Below are 19449 nucleotides of genomic sequence, written 5' to 3' on the forward strand. Positions count from 1 at the left end.
TTATAGAGATAGCTGAGTCTGTTATGCAAACAGATCGACGCTCATAGTTCATCGGCCTGATGGAGGCTGATGAGCGAACGACCATGAGCGAACAAATCCCCGTCCGAACCGTAGAAGCATCACCCACTATAAAGAGTGTGCCCGCACGCCCAATGAAGGCGACGGCCAAATCCAGCGACAACCAGATCCACACCCGCAGTTTCACCGGCCTGTTCCGCAGCCTGCGCATGAGCGGCGCGGGTTTTCTGTTTCTGTTGTTCTTTGGCACGGTGTGGTTGAACTGGGGTGGTCGCCAAGCCGTGTTGTGGGATCTGGCGGAAAGCAAATTCCACATTTTCGGCGCGACCTTCTGGCCACAGGATTTCATCCTGCTCTCGGCCCTGCTGATCATCGCCGCGTTCGGCCTCTTCGCCATCACCGTTTTCGCCGGACGGGTCTGGTGCGGTTACACCTGCCCGCAGAGTTCGTGGACATGGATCTTCATGTGGTGCGAGAAGATCACCGAGGGCGAGCGCAACCAACGGATCAAACTGCAAGCCGCGCCATGGGGCTTGAACAAACTGGCACGCCGCGCGGCCAAGCACACCTTGTGGCTGGCGATCAGCGTGCTCACCGGCCTGACCTTCGTCGGCTACTTCACGCCGATCCGACCGCTGGCCGAAGAGCTGCTGACCCTGCAAATCGGCGGGGTAAGTCTGTTCTGGGTGCTGTTCTTCACCGCCGCAACGTACATCAACGCCGGCTGGCTGCGCGAAGCCGTGTGCATGCACATGTGCCCGTATGCGCGGTTCCAAAGCGTAATGTTCGATAAGGACACACTGGCGATTTCCTACGACGTGGCCCGCGGCGAAAACCGTGGCCCGCGCAAACGTGATGTAAAACCGGCGGAAGCAGGACTGGGCGATTGCATCGACTGCCATTTGTGCGTGCAGGTGTGCCCGACCGGCATCGACATCCGCGACGGCTTGCAAATGGAGTGCATCGGTTGCGCGGCGTGCATCGACGCCTGTGATTCGATCATGGACAAGATGAACTACCCGCGCGGCTTGATCCGCTACAGTTCCGAGCGCGAATTGCAGGGTGGCAAAACGCATCTGCTGCGGCCACGGCTGATCGGTTACGTGGCGGTGTTGCTGGTGATGATCGGCGCACTGGCATTGGCCTTGGTCGAGCGGCCGATGGTGTCGCTGGACGTGACCAAGGATCGCGGATTGTTCCGCGAAAACGGTCAGGGCCAGATCGAAAACATCTACAGCCTCAAAGTCATCAACAAGACCCAGCAGCGCCAGGATTACCACCTGAGCCTGGTCGACGGCAAGGCCTTCCAGCTACAAGGCAAAACCGAACTGAGCCTGGCGCCGGGCGAGATTGTCGACGTACCGGTGTCGGTCGCGATGACCACGGAGCGGCCAAGCAGCAGCTCGCAGACCTTGAGTTTCAAGATCGCCGACAGCGATGAGCCTGAGGTTTATAGCGTGGCGAAGAGCAGGTTTGTGGCGCCGATGAATCGCTGAAGCTTTAAGATGTCAGCGGTTTTCAGGTCGTGGGGTATCCGTTCGAATGCCCCTCACCCTAGCCCTCTCCCAAAGGGAGAGGGAACCGACCGAAGTTACTGCCGACAATTGGCGACGTGAAATATCGAGTCGCCTTCGGATTCACCAGCGGTAGATCAGGTTTGAGAAAACTTTCAATCTCCCACGGTCAGTCCCCTCTCCCTCCGGGAGAGGGCTAGGGTGAGGGGCAGTTGCCTGGCACCCCACACAACCACCAAGCACCAAGGCCCTCGATGAAACGCTACGAAAAATTCGCTGAAGACATCGCTGAACTGATCCGCTCCGGCGTCCTGGGCCCCGGCCAGCGTGTGCCATCGGTGCGCTATGCCAGCCAGACCTACGGCGTCAGCCCGTCCACGGTGTTTCAGGCCTATTACCTGCTCGAACGTCGTGGCCTGATCCGCGCCCGTCCGCGCTCCGGTTACTTCGTCAACACTCATGCACCGAGCCCGTTCTCGGAGCCAGTGATCAGCAGCCACGTCAACGATTCCACCGAAGTCGACGTTAGCGAACTGGTGTTCTCAGTGCTGGAATCGATCAAGGACCCGAGCACCGTGCCGTTCGGCTCGGCCTTCCCCAGCCCGACACTCTTCCCCTTGCAACGGCTGTCGCGGTCACTGGCCAGCGCCGCGCGAGAGATGGACCCGCGCATGGTCGTCACCGACATGTCGCCGGGCAACCCGCAACTGCGTCGACAGATCGCCCTGCGTTACATGGTCGGCGGCTTGATGCTGCCGATGGAAGAACTGTTGATCACCAACGGCGCCCTCGAAGCGCTGAACCTGTGCCTGCAAGCGGTCACCGAACCCGGCGATCTGGTGGCCATCGAAGCCCCGGCGTTCTACGCCAGCCTGCAAGTGCTGGAACGACTGAAACTCAAAGCCGTGGAAATCCCCGTGCACCCGCGCGACGGTATCGACCTCGGGGTGCTCGCGCAGACGCTGGAACGCCATCCGGTCAAGGCCTGCTGGTGCATGACCAGTTTCCAGAACCCGATGGGCGCGACCATGCCCGAGGCGAAGAAACAGGAACTGGTCGAACTGCTGCGCCGCCATCAGGTGCCGCTGATCGAAGACGACGTCTACGCCGAACTCTATTACGGCCAACAGGCGCCAAAACCGGCTAAGGCCTTCGATACCGAAGGGCTGGTGATGCATTGCGGTTCGTTCGCCAAAAGCCTGGCCCCCGGCTATCGCATCGGCTGGGTCGCGGCCGGGCGCTACGCGCAGAAAATCGAACGGCTGAAACTGATGACCTCGCTGTGCGCCTCGATGCCGGCGCAAGCGGCGATTGCCGACTACCTGCAACACGGCGGCTATGACCGGCATCTGCGCAAACTGCGCTATGCGCTGGAAGAACAGCAGAGCGCGATGCTGGCGGCGATTGCTCGTTACTTCCCGGCGCAGACGCGGGTCAGCCAGCCGGCGGGCGGCTACTTTTTATGGCTGGAATTGCCACCGCAGATGGATTCATTGAAGTTGTTTCAAATGGCGCTGGCGCAAGGCATCAGCATCGCGCCGGGGCCGATTTTCTCGCCGACTCAGCGGTTCAGGAATTGTATTCGCTTGAATTACGGCAGCCCGTGGACCGAGGATTCGGAGAAGGCGATGGAGACGTTGGGGCGGATTGTGCGGTCGTTCTGACAGTTTGATGTTGCCTTCAATAAAGCTTTCGCGAGCAAGCTCGCTCCCACAGGTTTCGATGTCGTTCACAACATACCTGGCCGACAAAAAACACTGTGGGAGCGAGCTTGCTCGCGAAGAGGCCGGATCAGTCAACACAAACCCTGAAGATCAGCGCCCACCCCCCAAATCAACAAACGTTCCCGTCGCATAAGAAGCCTTGTCCGACAGCAGCCAGATAATCGCCTCCGCCACTTCATCCGGGCGCCCGCCACGGGCCATCGGGATCGCTGACTCAAGCTTGCTGACCCGATCCGGGTCGCCGCTCAGCGCATGGAAATCGGTGTAGATGTACCCCGGACGCACAGCGTTGACCCGAATCCCCTCGCCCGCCACTTCCTTGGACAAACCAATGGTGAAGGTGTCGAGCGCGCCTTTGGACGCTGCGTAGTCGACGTATTCATTCGGTGAGCCGAGACGCGCCGCCACCGACGACACATTGACGATGCTGCCGCCCTGCCCGCCGTGTTTGGGTGACATGCGCAGGATCGCGTGCTTGGCACAGAGAATCGGCGCCAGAACGTTGGTTTTGAGGATTTTGAGGACGCGAAATTCGGACATTTCATCGACCCGCGATTTTTGCCCGACAGTGCCGGCATTGTTCACCAGAGCGGTGACCCGGCCCAGCTCGGTGTCGACTCGCTGAAACAGTGCGATCACTTCGTCTTCGATGCTGACGTCGGCGCGCACCGCGATGGCTTGTGCGCCCAGCGCACGGACTTGCTCCAGCACACTGTGCGCGGCCTGTTCGTCCGACTGGTAGTTGATGCAGATCCGATAGCCCTTCTCAGCAGCCAACAACGCCGTAGCAGCGCCAATCCCGCGCCCGCCACCGGTGATCACAATGACTTTATCCATGCTGGCCTTTCCCCCAAATGCACACGTAACCTTCCGGGGAAAGAATAACCGCCATTGGCGGGTTTTGCATGGCCTGCATCAAAGGCTGGACCTGAGACAACACACCATCGCGGCTGGAGAAACTTTTGTGGCGAGGGAGCTTGCTCCCGCTGGGGCGCGAAGCGGCCCTTCTTTAGACAGCATGGGCCTGCTGTGCAGTCCAGCGGGAGCAAGCTCCCTCGCCACAGGTAGGTATTAAGTCAGACCACCGACCGGCTCTCGCCCCGGGCAATGTCGCGCATGAACTGCTCCGCCGGCAGCGGATGTCCCAGCAGATACCCTTGCAACGAATCGCAACCCAATTGCGTCAGGAAATCCTGCTGCGAGCCCGTTTCCACACCTTCGGCCACAATCCGCAGCCCCAGCGCCTGCCCCAGTGCAACGATCGCCGAAACAATCGCCGCATCGTCGCTGTCATGCTCCAGATCGCGGACAAATCCACGGTCGATCTTCAACTCGTTGGCCGGCAGACGCTTGAGGTACATAAGGCTTGAATAGCCGGTGCCGAAGTCATCAATGGACAAATCGACGCCCATGTCCGACAACTCCTGCAACACCGTCATGCTCGCATCGGCGTCGCTCATCGCTGTGGTTTCGGTGATTTCCAGGGTCAGGCTGTTGGCCGGCAAATGGTGGGTTGCCAGCGCTTTGGCAACGCTGCGCACCAGCCCTGCGTGGCAGAACTGCAACGCCGAGAGGTTCACCGCAATGCGCCAGTCGGTGTAGCCGAGCACGTACCACTCGCGCATCTGTCGGCAGGCTTCGTTGAGCACCCATTCGCCGATCGGGATGATCAGCCCGGTTTTCTCCGCCAGATCGATGAATTTGTCCGGCATCAGCATGCCGTGGATCGGATGCTGCCAGCGCAGCAGTGCTTCTGCGCCGACCGGTCGACCGTTGGCGGCGTCGAACTTGGGCTGGTAATGCAGGCTGAACTGACTGTGCTCCAGCGCTGCGCGCAGGTCTTGCAACAGTTGCAGTTGTTTGCGCGCGTTGGTGTTCATCGACGCGTCGAAGAAGCTGTAACCGTTTTTACCGCCGCCCTTGGCGTGGTACATCGCCGCGTCAGCGTTCATCAGCAATTCCTGAGCACTCAGGCCGTTGCCCGGGTACAAAGCGATGCCGACGCTGGCGGAAATCTGCAAATCATGTTCAGCCACGCGAAACGACTGCCCAATCAGCCCGACCTGGCGCGCGGCCAGACCCAAGGCATCGTCGGGCTCGGTCAGGCGCACCAGCAAGACGAACTCATCGCCGCCGATCCGCGCCAGCGTGTCGAGGCTGCGCAAATCTTCGCGCAGACGCACGCCGACTTCGCGCAACAGCTGATCGCCCATGTGATGGCCGAATGCATCATTGACCGGTTTGAAGCCGTCCAGATCAATAAACATCAACGCAAAACAGCCGCCCTGCTCGTTGACCTTTTTCATCGCTTGATTGATTCGGTCGTCCAACAGCATGCGATTAGGCAGACCCGTCAGGGTGTCGTGCAGCGCCAATTGCGTGAGTTCGCGGTTGGCCACGGTCAACGAGTGCGCCAGATCGGCCGTTCGTGCTTCAAGGCGTGCGTCGAGAATCGAGGTCAGCAAGGCAATCGACAGCACCGCCAGCGTGGTAATCAGCACCAGACTATCGAGGCCGTTGCCCTTGAGCCCGTCGACGGTTGCGCCGCAGAAACTGCCGTCAGGAAACTGCGCGGCGGCCATGCCGGTGTAATGCATGCCGACAATGGCGATGCCCATGAGCACCGCAGCGCCAGCGCGTATCGGGCGCACATAAGGCGAATGCTGACGCAGGCGAAAAGCGATCCACAGCGCTGCGGCAGAAGCACCGACCGCAATCAGCAAGGAAGCGCTGAACAGCGTCGGGTCGTAGTCGATCCCGGGGGTCATGCGCATCGCCGCCATGCCGGTGTAATGCATGGCGCTGATGCCGGCGCCCATGATCAGCGCGCCAAACGCCAATTGCAGAATTGGCAGTTTCGGCTGACTCACCAGCCACAAGGCAAAACCACAGGACAGCACCGCGATCAGCAGCGACAGCGCCGTGAGGGCTATGTCGTAACCCAGTTCGATGGGCAGTTTGAAGGCGAGCATACCGATGAAGTGCATCGACCAGACGCCAATGCCCATGGCAAAACCACCACCAGCGGTCCAGAAATGCACGGCTCGGCCCCTGGCCGTGGCGATACGTCCGGTGAGGTCGAGCGCGGTGTAGGACGCGAGTATCGCCACACACAGCGAGATGAAAACCAGAGTGGAGGAATAACTACCGATGAGCATGCGGATTCTCGTGGCCGCCTGAACCGTACTGCGTCAATTCTCGGTCGGGCAAAAGCGGCGATTGTACTGATTGCACAGAAGAACGCACTGACAAAGTAACCATTTTGCCATCAACCCGATGAAACGTTTGTTTGATCGTCCTACAAGGCTCTGGCCCGGTGGTTACACGCGCCGTACATAGCCCCTGCATGATCTCAAGTAGGCCTCTGCTGACACTGAACCCCTGTGGCGAGGGGATTTATCCCCGTTGGGCTGCGGAGCGGCCCTAAACCCAGCAACCCGATTATTCCTGACACACCGCGTTAGATGGTTTCAGGACTGCTTCGCAGCCCAACGGGGATAAATCCCCTCGCCACAGACTCCCCTCATTACACAGATTTTCCTCATTACACAGATTTTCCTCATTCCACAGGTTTTCCTCACTACCCAGGTTTCCCTCACCCCAGGTTCTCCTCCACCACAGATTATTTCCGATCTTTAATCGGTTGTGTCACTAGCCTCCAGTTCTCCATCCCAACCCCCGCCCAGCGCAGCAATCAACTGAACACTGGCAATCAAGCGGCTCTGCAGAATACTCAGCACATTGCGCTCGTTGCTCAGCGCCGTAGCCTGCACCGTCACCACATCGAGATAGGCAATCAGCCCGGCCTTGTACTGGTTTTCAGTCAGGCGCAGCGAATCACGGGCAGCATCCAGTGCTTCCTGGCGCACGGCCGCTTCGTCTGCATACACCTTGAGCTGGACCAGATAGTTTTCCACCTCGCGGAAACCATCGAGCACCGTCTGCCGGTACTTGGCCACTGTCTGGTCGTACACCGCTTCAGTGCGGTCGACTTCTGCCGAACGTATGCCGCCATCAAACAGCGGCAAGTTCAGTTTCGGCCCCACCGACCAGAAGCGGTTCGGCAAGCTGATCAGGTCATTTGACGTACTGCTGCTGTAACCGCCGCTCAGGCTCAGGGACAAGTCCGGGTAATACGCAGCTTTGGCCACGCCGATGTTGGCGTTGGCGGCAATCACCGAGCGCTCGGCCGAGGCGATGTCCGGGCGGCGTTCCAGCAGCTGCGACGGCAGGCTCAACGGCACCTGCGGCAGATTCGGGATGGTCTGGGTTTCGGCGATGTTGAAGTTTGCCGGCGCTTGCCCGGTCAGCACGGCAATGGCGTTTTCAAACTGTGCGCGCTGCCAGATCAGGTCGATCAGATCAGCCTGGGTGCTTTTCAGTTGCGTCTGCGCCTGCGCCACTGCGTCACGCCCGGAAACGCCCGCACGGTATTGGTTCTGAGTCATTTTCAACGAACGCTCATACGCCGCAACCGTCGCTTCGAGCAAACGCTTCTGCTGATCGATCACCCGCAGTTGCAGGTAGTTCTGCACCAACTCCGACTGCTGGCTCAAACGCATCGCCGCCAGATCGGCGAAGCTCGCCTGGGCACTGGCCTCATCGGCTTGAAGCCCGCGGCGCAGCTTGCCCCAGATATCGGCTTCCCAACTGACGCCCAACTGCGCGTTGTAGGTATCGCGAATACCACTGGAAGAACTGCTCAGGCTTGAACTGCTGCTGCCGGTGCCCTGGCTGGAGCGGGTTTTACCCACGCTCAGGTCGACACTCGGATAAAACGCACCGCGCGCACTGCGCACCAAGGCTTGGGCCTGACGGTACTGGGCTTCCGATTGCGCGACTGTCTGGTTGGCGTTGTTGAGTTTCTCGACCAGCCCGTTGAGTTGCTGATCGCCATACAGTTCCCACCACGCGCCACGGGCCAGCGAATCGCTCGGGTTGGCCTGACGCCAGCCTTTGGCTTCCTTGTATTGAGCGATTTGCGCTGTCTGCGGGCGCTGGTAGTCCGGGCCGACGGCGCAAGCACTGAGCATCGCCACGCACAGTGACAGGCTCAACAGGCGCGAGCCGCGAGCAGTGGCCAGATTGAAAAGCGAACGGTCAGTCATAGCGGAGTTTCCAGAGCAGCATCAGTACGCACGCCGCGCCATTTGTTGAAGCGATGGCGCAGTTTGTCGAGATAGAGGTAAACCACAGGCGTGGTGTAAAGCGTCAGCACCTGGCTGAAAATCAGCCCGCCGATGATGGTCAGGCCCAATGGCTGGCGCATTTCTGCACCCTCCGCGCGGCTGAGCAGCAACGGCAAGGCACCGAGGATCGCGGCCAGCGTGGTCATCAGAATCGGTCGCAACCGTTGCAAACAGGCGCTGCGGATCGACTCCAGCGGAGTCATGCCCTGATGCCGTTCCAGTTGCAGCGCCAGATCGATCATCAGGATCGCGTTTTTCTTGACCACGCCGATCAACAGGAACAGCCCGAGCAACGAGATCAAGCTGAACTCGCCGCCCAGCGCATAGATCGACAGCAACGCGCCGACCCCGGCCGAGGGCAGCGTCGACAGAATCGTCAGCGGATGGATATAGCTTTCATAGAGCACGCCCAGTACCAGATACACCGCCAGCAACGCGCCAAGAATCATGAACGGCTGGCTCTTCTGGGTCGCGGCAAAAGCATCGGCTGTGCCGGCCATTTTCGCGATGACATCTTCCGGCAAGCCGACCTTGGCAATCGCCCGCTCGATGGCGGCACTGCCCTGCTCCACCGTCACGCCTTCAGCCATGTCGAAGGCAATATCTTCGGAAGCGAACTGACCTTCGTGGCTGACGCGGTCGTCTTCGAGGCTGCTTTCGTAGTGGGCAAAGGTCGACAGCGGCACCCGCGCACCGTCGGCGGTGATGACCTGCACTTGCTTGAGCGTCACCGGGTCCTGGGCGTATTTCGGATTGACCTCCATCACCACTTGATACTGGTTGAGGCTGTCGTAGATCGTCGAAATCTGCCGCTGGCTGTAAGCGTTGTTCAACACCGAGGTGACCATGTCCATGTCCACGCCAAGGCGTTTGGCCTGGTCGCGGTCGACGATCAACGTCACCTGCTGTGCGCCTTTGCCTTCGCGGGCGTCAATCGCCGTCAGTTCCGGCAAGGCTCGCAGCGCAGCAACCACTTTCGGATACCACTCACGCAATTGACCGAGATCGCCGCTTTGCAGGATGTAGCTGTACTGCGACGAGGTTTGCTCGCGGCCACCACCAAATTGCAGATCCTGATCCGCCATCAGCATCAGTTGCGCGCCGGGCACTTTGGGCATTTCCTTGCGCAGGCGCTCGATGACTTTCTGCGCCGACAACTGGCGATCCTTGATCGGTTTGAGGCGCACCAGCATGAACGCGTTGTTGGTGCCGTTGCTGCCACCGATGAACCCGGCGACACTCTCGACCGCTTCGTCCTTGAGCACGGCGCGACGGAAGATTTCCATTTTCGGCTGCATCACGCTGAACGACAGCCCGTCGTCGCCGCGCACGAAACCAATCAACTGACCTGTGTCCTGCTGCGGCATAAAGGTTTTCGGGACCACCACGTACAGCGCCACATTGACGCCAACGGTAACGAACAGGCTAAGCAAAGTCAGGCGACGGTGGCGCAGTACCCAGTCGAGGCTGATGGCGTATTTGTCGACCATCCAGTCGTTGGTGCGGCGGCTCCAGCGTTGCAGACGGTTTTCCTGACCCGGTGTGTGCGGCTTGAGCCAGCGCGCGCAGAGCATCGGCGTCAGCGTCAGGGATACAACCAGCGACACTACAATGGCAGCGGCCAGCGTGATAGAAAACTCGCGGAACAGGCTCTCGACAATCCCGCCCATAAACAGGATCGACAGGAACACCGCGACCAGCGAGACGTTCATCGACAGCAAGGTAAAACCGACTTCCTTGGCCCCCAGATACGCCGCCTGCATTGGCTTGACGCCTTCGTCGATGTGCCGGGAAATGTTTTCCAGCACCACGATGGCATCGTCCACCACCAAGCCAGTGGCGAGAATCAGCGCCATCAGCGACAGGTTGTTCAGCGAGAAGCCATAGAGGTACATCACCGCAAACGTGCCGACCAACGACACCGGCACGGCCAGCGTCGGAATCAGCGAGGCGCGGAAGTTGCCCAGAAACAGGAACACCACCAGGATCACCAGCGCCACGGCGATCAGCAGGGTCATCTCGGCTTCGTGCAGGGTGGCCTTGATCACCGGCGAGCGGTCCATCGCCAGATTCAGCTTCACGCTGGCCGGCAACACCGCTTGCAGCGCCGGCAACTGTGCCTTGATCTCGTTGACCGTCTCGATGATGTTGGCGCCGGCCTGGCGGTTGATCACCAGCAGCACCGCCGCGTCATCGTTAAAGAAACCGCTGTTGTAACGGTCTTCGACACCGTCACTGACCTTGGCCACGTCTTTGAGGCGCAACGCGGCACCGTCGGCGTAGTGAATGATCAGCGACTCGTAATCCTTGGCTTTCTCTAATTGATCGTTGGCCTGGATCTGCCACAGCCGCTGGCCGTCTTCGACCGACCCCTTCGGCCGGCGCACGTTGGCATCGGCGATGGTTTTACGCACATCGTCGAGCGCCACGCCGTACTGGTTGAGCGCCTGAGGTTCGAGTTCGATGCGCACGGCCGGGAGCGAACTGCCGCCGATCTGCACTTCACCGACACCCTGCACCTGCGAAAGGCTCTGCGAGAGGATGGTCGACGCCAGATCGTACAGCTGACCTTTTTCCAGCACGTCCGAGGTCAGCGACAGCACCATGATCGGTGCCTGCGACGGGTTGACCTTTTTATAGGTCGGCATGCTGCGCATCCCGCTCGGCAGCAGATTGCGCGAAGCATTGATCGCCGCCTGCACTTCCCGCGCTGCGCCGTTGATGTCGCGGTCGAGGTCAAATTGCAGAATGACCCGGGTCGAGCCCTGACTGGAGCGGCTGCTCATGGTGTTGACGCCGGCAATGGCGCCGAACGAACGCTCCAGCGGCGTCGCCACGGTGGACGCCATGACTTCCGGACTGGCGCCGGGCAGGCTCGCCTGCACAACGATCACCGGGAAGTCCATTTGCGGCAGTGGCGACACTGGCAGCAAACCGAAACTGACACCGCCCAGCAACATGATCGCCAGGCTCAACAGCATGGTTGCCACCGGGCGCTTGATGAAAGGACCGGAGAGGTTCATCGAGTCTGGCCTTCCCCACCCATCACTGTGGGAGCGAGCTTGCTCGCAAAGGGGCCGGCACCTTCAACATTGATGGTGAACGATCCACCGCTTTCGCGAGCAAGCTCGCTCCCACAGGGGATCTGTGCGCAGACAGTCATACCGCCACCTCTTCGGTGTCGGCATTGGTTTTGCCAAAGCGACGACCGAGGCGATCGAAGTACAGGTAAATAACGGGCGTGGTAAACAGCGTCAGCACCTGACTCACCAGCAGGCCACCGACCATCACCAGACCCAGCGGCTGGCGTAGCTCAGCCCCGGAACCGGTAGCCAGCATCAACGGCACGGCACCGAACAGCGCCGCCAGTGTGGTCATCAGGATCGGCCGGAAACGCAGCAGCGCCGCTTGATAGATCGCCTCCGCCGGCGCCATGCCTTGGTTGCGTTCAGCGTCGAGGGCGAAGTCGATCATCATGATCGCGTTCTTCTTGACGATGCCGATCAGCAGGATGATGCCGATGATCGCGATCATCCCAAGATCATTGCCGCTGAGCAGCAACGCCAGCAACGCACCGACCGCCGCTGACGGCAGGGTCGAGAGAATGGTGATCGGGTGGATGTAGCTCTCGTAAAGCACGCCGAGCACGATGTACATGGTCACCACCGCCGCCAGAATCAGCAGCAAGGTGCTCGATAGCGACGCTTGGAACGCTTCGGCTGCGCCCTGGAACTGGGTCTGCACGCCGACCGGCATGCCGATGTCTTTCTGCACCTGTTCGATGACGTCCACCGCATGCCCCAGGGCTACGCCCGGTGCAAGGTTGAACGACATCATCACCGCCGGGAACTGACCGATGTGAGTGATCGCCAGTTGCGCCTGGCGTTCCTCGACATGGGCCAGACTCGACAGCCGCACCTGCGCGCCGTCAGTGGTCTTGACGTGGATCTGATCCAGCGCCTGCGGGCCGATCTTTTCCCCGGCCTGAGCCTGAAGCACCACGCGGTACTGGCTGGCCTGAGTGTAAATGGTTGAGATCTGTCGCTGCCCGAAGGCGTCGTACAGTGCATCGGTGATGTTCGCCACCGACACACCCAAGCGCGAAGCCGCATCGCGGTCGATCACCAGATAGACCTGCAAGCCCTTGTCCTGTAAGTCACTGGCAACGTCGGTCAGTTCCGGGCGCTGCGCCAAGGCTTCGACCAAGCGGCCGCTCCATTGGCTGAGCAACTCGGAGTCCGGAGAGGACATGCTGAACTGGTACTGGGTGCGGCTGACGCGATCCTCGATGGTCAGATCCTGCACCGGCTGCATGTACAGACGAATGCCGACCAGTTTGTCCAGTTGCGGTTGCAGGCGCGCGATGACTTCGGTGGCTGTCAGGTCGCGGTCGCCGTGCGGCTTGAGGTTGATCAACAACCGTCCGCTGTTGAGCGTGGCGTTATCGCCATCGACGCCGATGTAGGACGACAGACTCTGCACCGCCGGGTCTTCAAGAATGACCTTGGCCAATGCCTGTTGACGCTCGCCCATCGCAGCGAAGGAAATCGACTGCGGCGCTTCGGAAATCCCCTGAATCACCCCGGTGTCCTGCACCGGGAAGAAGCCCTTCGGCACGATCATATAAAGGAACACAGTCAACGCCAGTGTGCCGATGGCGACCAGCAAGGTCAGCGGCTGATGCTTGAGCACCCAGCGCAGCATCCGCCCGTACTCGGCGATCATCCAGTCAATCACCGCACCACTGGCCCGGTAGAAGCGGCCCTGTTCGTGCTCCTCGGGTTCGCGCTTGAGCAGACGCGCGCACATCATGGGCGTCAGGGTCAGCGAGACCACGAGGGAAATCAGGATCGCCACCGCCAGGGTGATCGCGAATTCGCGGAACAGCCGCCCGACCACGTCAGCCATAAACAGCAGCGGGATCAGCACGGCGATCAACGACAGAGTCAGGGAAATCAGGGTGAAGCCGATCTGCTTCGCGCCTTTGAGCGCGGCTTGCATCGGGCTGTCGCCCTCCTCGATGTAACGCGAGATGTTTTCCAGCATCACGATGGCATCGTCGACCACAAAACCGGTGGCGATGGTCAGGGCCATCAGGGTCAGGTTATTCACCGAGAACCCGGCGAGGTACATCACGCCGAACGTACCAATCAGCGACAGCGGTACGGCCACCGACGGAATGATCGTCGCGCTGAAACGGCGCAGAAACAGGAACGTCACCATCACCACCAGCGCGATGGCGATCAGCAACTCGTGCTGAACGTCTGTGACCGAGGCGCGAATGGTCTGGGTACGGTCGGTGAGCACCGTGACTTCGAGACCGGCCGGCAGGTTGTCGGTGATGCTCGGCAACAAGGCCTTGATGCGGTCGACCACCTCGATCACGTTGGCGCCGGGTTGACGCTGAATGTTCAGCAGCACGGCCTGATTCTGGTTGGCCCATGCGGCCAGACGCTCGTTCTCGGCGCCGTCGACAATTTGCGCGACATCCTTGAGCCGCAATGGCGCGCCGTTCTTGTAGGCGAGGATCAGGTTGGCGTAGTCCTTGGGCGACGTCAGTTGGTCATTGGCATCGAGCATCGAAACCCGGGTCGGACCGTCGAAGTTACCTTTCGGCTGGTTGACGTTGGAGGCACCGATCAAGGTGCGCACGTCCGACAGGTTCAGGCCGTTGGCGGCCAGCGCCTCCGGGTTGACCTTGATCCGCACGGCCTGACGCTGACCGCCGGCAATGCTGACCATGCCGACACCGCTGATCTGAGCGATTTTCTGCGCCATGCGCGTATCGACCAGATCATTGAGTTTGGGCAGCAGCATGGTTTTCGAGGTGATGGCCAGGGTCAGCACCGGGGTGTCTGCCGGGTTGACCTTGTTGTACACCGGCGGTGCCGGCAGGTCGCTCGGCAGCAGGTTGGTTGCGGCGTTGATCGCGGCTTGCACCTGTTGCTCGGCGACATCCATGTTGATGTCGAGGCTGAAACGCAAGGTCAGCACCGAGGCGCCGCCGGAGCTGGTCGAAGCCATTTGCGTCAGCCCCGGCATCTGCCCGAACTGGCGTTCAAGCGGCGCGGTGACGGCGCTGGTCATCACGTCCGGACTGGCGCCGGGATACAAAGTCATCACGCGGATGGTCGGGTAATCGACCTGCGGCAACGCCGACACGGGTAGCAGGCGATAAGCGATCAGGCCGGCCAGAATAATGGCCAGCATGCTCAGGGTGGTGGCTACCGGACGGAGGATGAACAGCCGCGAAATGTTCATGCGCCCTTCTTGGCCTTGTCGGTGACAGCGGCATCAGTCGGGGTGGCAGCAGACTTGCCTTGCAGGTGTTCGGTCGGCGTGGTCGGCACTTGATTGCTGTCGTTGACCACTTCCACTTCGCTGCCTTCCTTGAGTCGGTCGGTGCCTTCGAGTACCACGCGATCGCCGGCAGTCAGCCCTTCAGTGATCACGGTGTTTTCACCGTCACTGGCGCCGATCTTCAACTGGCGGATGGTGACTTTCTTATCACCGTCCAGCGCGTAGACGAAGGTGCCGTTGGTGCCGAACTGAATCGCGGCGGACGGGGCCAGCACGACGTTTTTCAGGGTGTCGGCCAGCAGGTGCACGTTGACGAACTGATTGGGGAACAGCAACTGATCGCGGTTTTCGTAACGGGCCTTGAACTTCAGGGTGCCGGTGGCCACGTCGATCTGGTTGTCGAGGCTTTGCAATACGCCGGTGGCTTGCAGTTTGGTGTCGCCGCGATCCCACGCTTCGGCCGGCAGCTTGGCGCCGCTGCGGTAGCGGGCGAGCACGGTTTCGAGGTTGTTTTCCGGCAGCGTGAACGCGACGCTGATCGGCTGGGTCTGGGTGATCACCGCGAGGAACGTCGTGTCGTTGGCCGCAACGAGGTTGCCGACGTCCACTTGACGCAGGCCGACGCGACCGGCAATGGGTGCGCGGATCTTGGTGAATTCGAGATTGAGTTTGGCGTCGTTGACCGCCGCCTGATTGGTCTTCACCGTGCCTAGATATTGGCCGACCAGCGCTTCGGCAGTGTCCAGCGTCTGCTTGGCGATGCTGTCTTCCTTGAACAGACCGCGATAGCGCTCGACATCGACCTGCGCGTTTTTCAGTTGCGCCTGATTCTGCAGCAAGGTGCCTTCAGCCTGGAGCAGGGCGTTCTGGTAGGAGCGCGGATCGATCTCGGCCAGCAAGTCGCCAGCCTTGACCATCTGGCCTTCCTCGAAATGGATCTTCACCAGCTCGCCGCCCACCCGGCTGCGCACGTTAATGGTGTTGAGCGCGGTGACGGTGCCCAGCGCCTTGTAATACAGCGGGAAGTCACCCGTGACCGCCGGCGCCACGCGCACCGGAATCGGCCCGGTTCCGCCACCGAAGCCCGGCCGCATCATCCCGGAACGCCCGGCATTACCGGCCGCAGCCTTCTCGCCGCCCTCCTTGCTGGCTGAGCCGGCGGGCCAGAATTTCCAGCACAGCACGGCGATAACCAACAATACAAGCAGGCTGATCAGCCAGCGACGGGAGTTGCGAGGGGACGATTGCATGGAGTGATTAACCATTGGGCGCGTGGGCTTCTTCTACGGGAGGCTGAACGATAAGCACTGATGGGGATTAAGCAAAGCAGCTTTACCGGCAATTTACCTTCAACTTACGTTTCAAGGTGTGAGGCAAAACACTGATACACAAATGAAAACGGCCTGGACAGGGCCAGGCCGTTAACAATTGTAAAAGCGCTGTTGCGCAGTTTACTTCAGTACCGCCAGAGCAGCGTCGTAGTTCGGCTCTTCAGCGATTTCCTTGACCAGTTCGCTGTGCAGGACATTGTCGTTTTCGTCCAGAACAACAACCGCACGGGCGGTCAGGCCTTTCAGCGGGCCGTCAGCGATGGCTACGCCGTAGTTCTCGATGAACTCGGCACCGCGCAGGGTCGACAGGTTCTGGACGTTTTCCAGACCTTCGGCACCGCAGAAGCGCGCTTGGGCGAACGGCAGGTCAGCCGAGATGCACAGCACCACGGTGTTGCTGATGTCGTTGGCCTGAGCGTTGAACTTGCGCACGGAGGTGGCGCAGGTCGGGGTGTCGACGCTTGGGAAGATGTTCAGCACTTTGCGCTTGCCGGCGAAATCCTTGAGGGTGACGTCGGACAGATTGCCGGCCACCAGGGAAAAGGCTGGCGCCTTGGAACCGGCTTGTGGCAACTGGCCGTTGACTTGAACCGGGTTGCCTTTGAGGGTGACTTGAGCCATGACTTGAGTCCTTCTTAACGTTGATTGGAAAGCATGCAAGAGGCCGAAGTTAACCACGAAATTGTCCGACGACCTATGCCCGCGCTCAAATTGTCATGCCCTCACACCTACACCCGCATACAACTGGAGCTGCCGCAGGCTGCGATCTTTTAACCTTTATAAGCAAGATCAGAAGATCGCAACCGGTGGCCACTCCTACAGCGACGCTAACCAATTGGTACACAATCTCACTGTGATCCTGCGCACAGAACCAAAGAATTAATCCTTTCGACTGGCTAACTCTGGATAAGCTGCTAGCGTCATTCAGACGTGTCCTATAGGCTTGATAAAAAAGGGATTACGCCGTAACGGCCGGTAAGTGCCGAGTTATCCATAGGCCACCAGGGATTCGGGAAATGATGTGCAATCGAGTGGGGAAGACTCTTTTCCTGGCGAGTTCGCGGGCGGCTGCTTCCTGCACCCTGGATAATCACGTTAATGATTCCAACCCAAGCAACAACTCGCTGAAACTGGCGCCAGGCGCCAATCTGCAGAATTCAACACCCCCAAACCTCACGACACAACCTCCCACACCGATGACGATGTGCTGCGCGGCACCCTGCCGACCGCAAACGCCATGCAAGAGCCCTTCAAAAATCCCGAATTGCGCCTGATGACGACATACACGTCGCCAGCGGCGAATGAACAGGGCTTCTGCTCAACTCGATCAAATCACAGCTATAAGCGGAGTCATTAATGGTCAAGCCTCACGTTGTGCGCCCCTTGCTGGCGCTGTGCATGATCGGTAGCCCTTTTCTGTACGCCGCCGAGGGCGGTGTGGGTCGACCGATTACTGGCCAACAGGTGTTTTCCAACGCCGGGGTGGTACCGCCGGAGCCGGGCTGGATCACGTCGCTGACCAGCATCTGGTATGACGGCGAGATCAAGGGCAGTCGCGGTGTGCCGATTTCCGGCGCAGTCAGCGGCAGCATCGACATGAAAGTTTCCTACACCCTGGCCAACTTCACCCACGTCTGGGACACCGGCAAGGGCCAATGGAACTACGCATCGGCCATCGGCATTCCGGTGCAATACACCGACATCGAAGCCAGTGTCACCGGCCCGCGCGGGCGTACGTTGGGCACCAGCGATTCCGGGACACAATTTGCCGATGCCCTGATCACGCCGATCGCCGCCGGTTACCACTTCGATGAACTGAACCACCTTTCGCTTTCGCTGCCGATCTACGTGCCGACCGGCGCTTACAACAAAGATCGACTGGCCAACGCGGGGCAGAACAATTACACGTTCATGCCGACCGTGGCTTTCACCCGTCTGGACGGCAAGGGCGGCGAATTCACCCTGTCCAGTTCGCTTGAGATGTATACCGAGAACACCGCCACGGACTACCGCAACGGCAACATCTTCACCCTCGAAGCACTCTGGACCCATGGTTTTGGCAACGGCTGGAACGCGGGACTGGCGGCAGGCTACATCCAGCAACTGACGGACGACAAAGGCCAGACCGCCGACTCCTTCAACGGTTTCCGCGGACGTTCGGTCGGTGCCGGTCCGGCCATCGGTTGGGCCGGCAAGTTCGCCGATGCCCAGGCCAGCATCAGCGCACGCTGGGTGCCGGAGTTCGACACCAAGAACCGCCCCGAAGGCGACGGCATCAGCGTCAACCTGACCCTGGCGTTTTTCTAAAAGGAGTCAGGGATGGCCAAGACTTGCCGTTTGACCTTATGCAGTGCGCTGTTCAGCGGACTGGCCTGCGCTGCGGGTGATTTGCCGACCCTCGGCACCAATCCTGCGCCTAGCACGCTCAAGGGTGATCCTGAAACCTGCCATCGGTTGCAGCAGGACTTCGACATCGACCTGAAAAAAGTCGTCGCCGCCGGTTGTGACCCGTCCACCGAACAAATCGCAAAGCTGATGGACAACCCGGTCGGCAACTTGGTGCTGCTGTTTAACCAGTACGACTACACCGCGCTGAAGGGCCCGAACAGCAATGGCACGCGAATGCTCGGCAAATACAGTTTCATGCCGACCTTCCCGATTTCCATCGGTGAGGACTGGAACCTGATCAACCGCTTGCCGATCAGCTACGTCAGCGCCCCGGTCAACCACAAGGCCGGCAACCTGATCGGCATGGGCCCGAATGAGCTGTTGCATGACCGCGGCGACTTCGCGTCGGTGATTCAGGACCCGTTCGATCGCACCAGCGGTTTTGGCGATCTGGCCTACGTCGGTGTGTTCTCGCCCAAGGAGCCGATCCGCTTCGCGGGTGGCGGCAAAATGGTATGGGGCTTTGGCCCGACAGCGATGTTTCCCACGGCTGAAGAAGACGTGCTCGGCACCGGCAAATACTCGCTCGGCCCTGCATTCGTTGCCGCTTACCTCGGCCCGGACTGGACACTGGGCGTGTTCCCACAGCACTGGTGGTCGGTGGGCGGCGACAGCAAGCGCAAGGATGTCAGCCTGACTAACGTGCAGTACTTCATCCAACGGGCGATTCCGGGGCCGGAACAATGGCGAATCGGTATGACACCCAACATCACGGTCAACTGGAAATCCGAGGGCGGCAACAAGGTGACCTTCCCTATCGGTATCGGCGCCGGGCGGATTTTCAACTTCGGCAAATTACCGGTGCGAATCTCCGGCGAGATCCAGTATTCGGCGATTCATCCTGACGACCTGATCAGTAGCCGCTGGAATTTCCGGCTGTCGTTCACTCCGGTCATTCCGACGTTCATGTTTTGAGAAGGAAGCA

At 60.2% G+C, this 19449-nt stretch carries 11 protein-coding genes; 4 read left to right on the top strand and 7 right to left on the bottom strand.

Features of this window, described 5'->3' with window-relative positions:
• The first annotated feature begins 83 nt into the window (after positions 1-83).
• Positions 84-1514: a cytochrome c oxidase accessory protein CcoG gene (gene ccoG, locus ACIQVE_RS07690; RefSeq protein WP_402806315.1), complete on the top strand. Its 1431-nt coding sequence runs from the start codon at positions 84-86 to the stop codon at positions 1512-1514.
• 272 nt (positions 1515-1786) lie between these two features.
• Complete coding sequence (gene mapR, locus ACIQVE_RS07695; RefSeq protein ID WP_402806317.1) at positions 1787-3196, top strand: GntR family transcriptional regulator MpaR; 1410 nt, start codon at positions 1787-1789, stop codon at positions 3194-3196.
• A 150-nt stretch (positions 3197-3346) separates the two neighbouring features.
• Here the strand turns inward: mapR and ACIQVE_RS07700 are convergent, their stop codons facing one another.
• The 7 genes from ACIQVE_RS07700 to tpx form a co-directional block, all read right to left on the bottom strand.
• Entirely contained in the window at positions 3347-4093 is a 747-nt protein-coding gene (locus ACIQVE_RS07700) for an SDR family oxidoreductase (RefSeq protein WP_402806320.1), read from the bottom strand.
• 239 nt (positions 4094-4332) lie between these two features.
• Entirely contained in the window at positions 4333-6414 is a 2082-nt protein-coding gene (locus tag ACIQVE_RS07705; protein ID WP_402806323.1) for a putative bifunctional diguanylate cyclase/phosphodiesterase, read from the bottom strand.
• A 477-nt stretch (positions 6415-6891) separates the two neighbouring features.
• Positions 6892-8364, bottom strand: coding sequence for an efflux transporter outer membrane subunit (locus tag ACIQVE_RS07710; protein WP_402806326.1), 1473 nt, complete (start codon positions 8362-8364; stop codon positions 6892-6894).
• Positions 8361-11468: an efflux RND transporter permease subunit gene (locus ACIQVE_RS07715; protein ID WP_402806329.1), complete on the bottom strand. Its 3108-nt coding sequence runs from the start codon at positions 11466-11468 to the stop codon at positions 8361-8363. Before ACIQVE_RS07715 ends, ACIQVE_RS07710 begins: the two co-directional genes overlap by 4 nt.
• A 136-nt stretch (positions 11469-11604) precedes the next feature.
• On the bottom strand, positions 11605-14706 hold the full coding sequence (locus ACIQVE_RS07720) for an MdtB/MuxB family multidrug efflux RND transporter permease subunit (protein ID WP_402806332.1): 3102 nt from the start codon (positions 14704-14706) through the stop codon (positions 11605-11607).
• The gene (locus tag ACIQVE_RS07725; RefSeq protein WP_402806334.1) at positions 14703-16010 is read right to left on the bottom strand and encodes an MdtA/MuxA family multidrug efflux RND transporter periplasmic adaptor subunit; all 1308 of its coding nucleotides are present in this window, start codon (positions 16008-16010) and stop codon (positions 14703-14705) included. The genes ACIQVE_RS07720 and ACIQVE_RS07725 overlap by 4 nt, the downstream gene beginning before the upstream one ends.
• A gap of 186 nt (positions 16011-16196) precedes the next feature.
• On the bottom strand, positions 16197-16697 hold the full coding sequence (gene tpx, locus ACIQVE_RS07730) for a thiol peroxidase (protein ID WP_034155955.1): 501 nt from the start codon (positions 16695-16697) through the stop codon (positions 16197-16199).
• Positions 16698-17432: 735 nt separating this feature from the next.
• On the opposite strand from tpx, the gene ACIQVE_RS07735 reads away from it, so the two are divergent.
• Positions 17433-18383: a transporter gene (locus ACIQVE_RS07735; protein WP_402806335.1), complete on the top strand. Its 951-nt coding sequence runs from the start codon at positions 17433-17435 to the stop codon at positions 18381-18383.
• A gap of 12 nt (positions 18384-18395) precedes the next feature.
• Complete coding sequence (locus ACIQVE_RS07740) at positions 18396-19439, top strand: hypothetical protein (RefSeq protein ID WP_402806338.1); 1044 nt, start codon at positions 18396-18398, stop codon at positions 19437-19439.
• Positions 19440-19449 lie beyond the last annotated feature (10 nt).

The sequence above is a fragment of the Pseudomonas sp. NPDC098747 genome, assembly GCF_044760045.1.
Lineage (GTDB): Bacteria > Pseudomonadota > Gammaproteobacteria > Pseudomonadales > Pseudomonadaceae > Aquipseudomonas.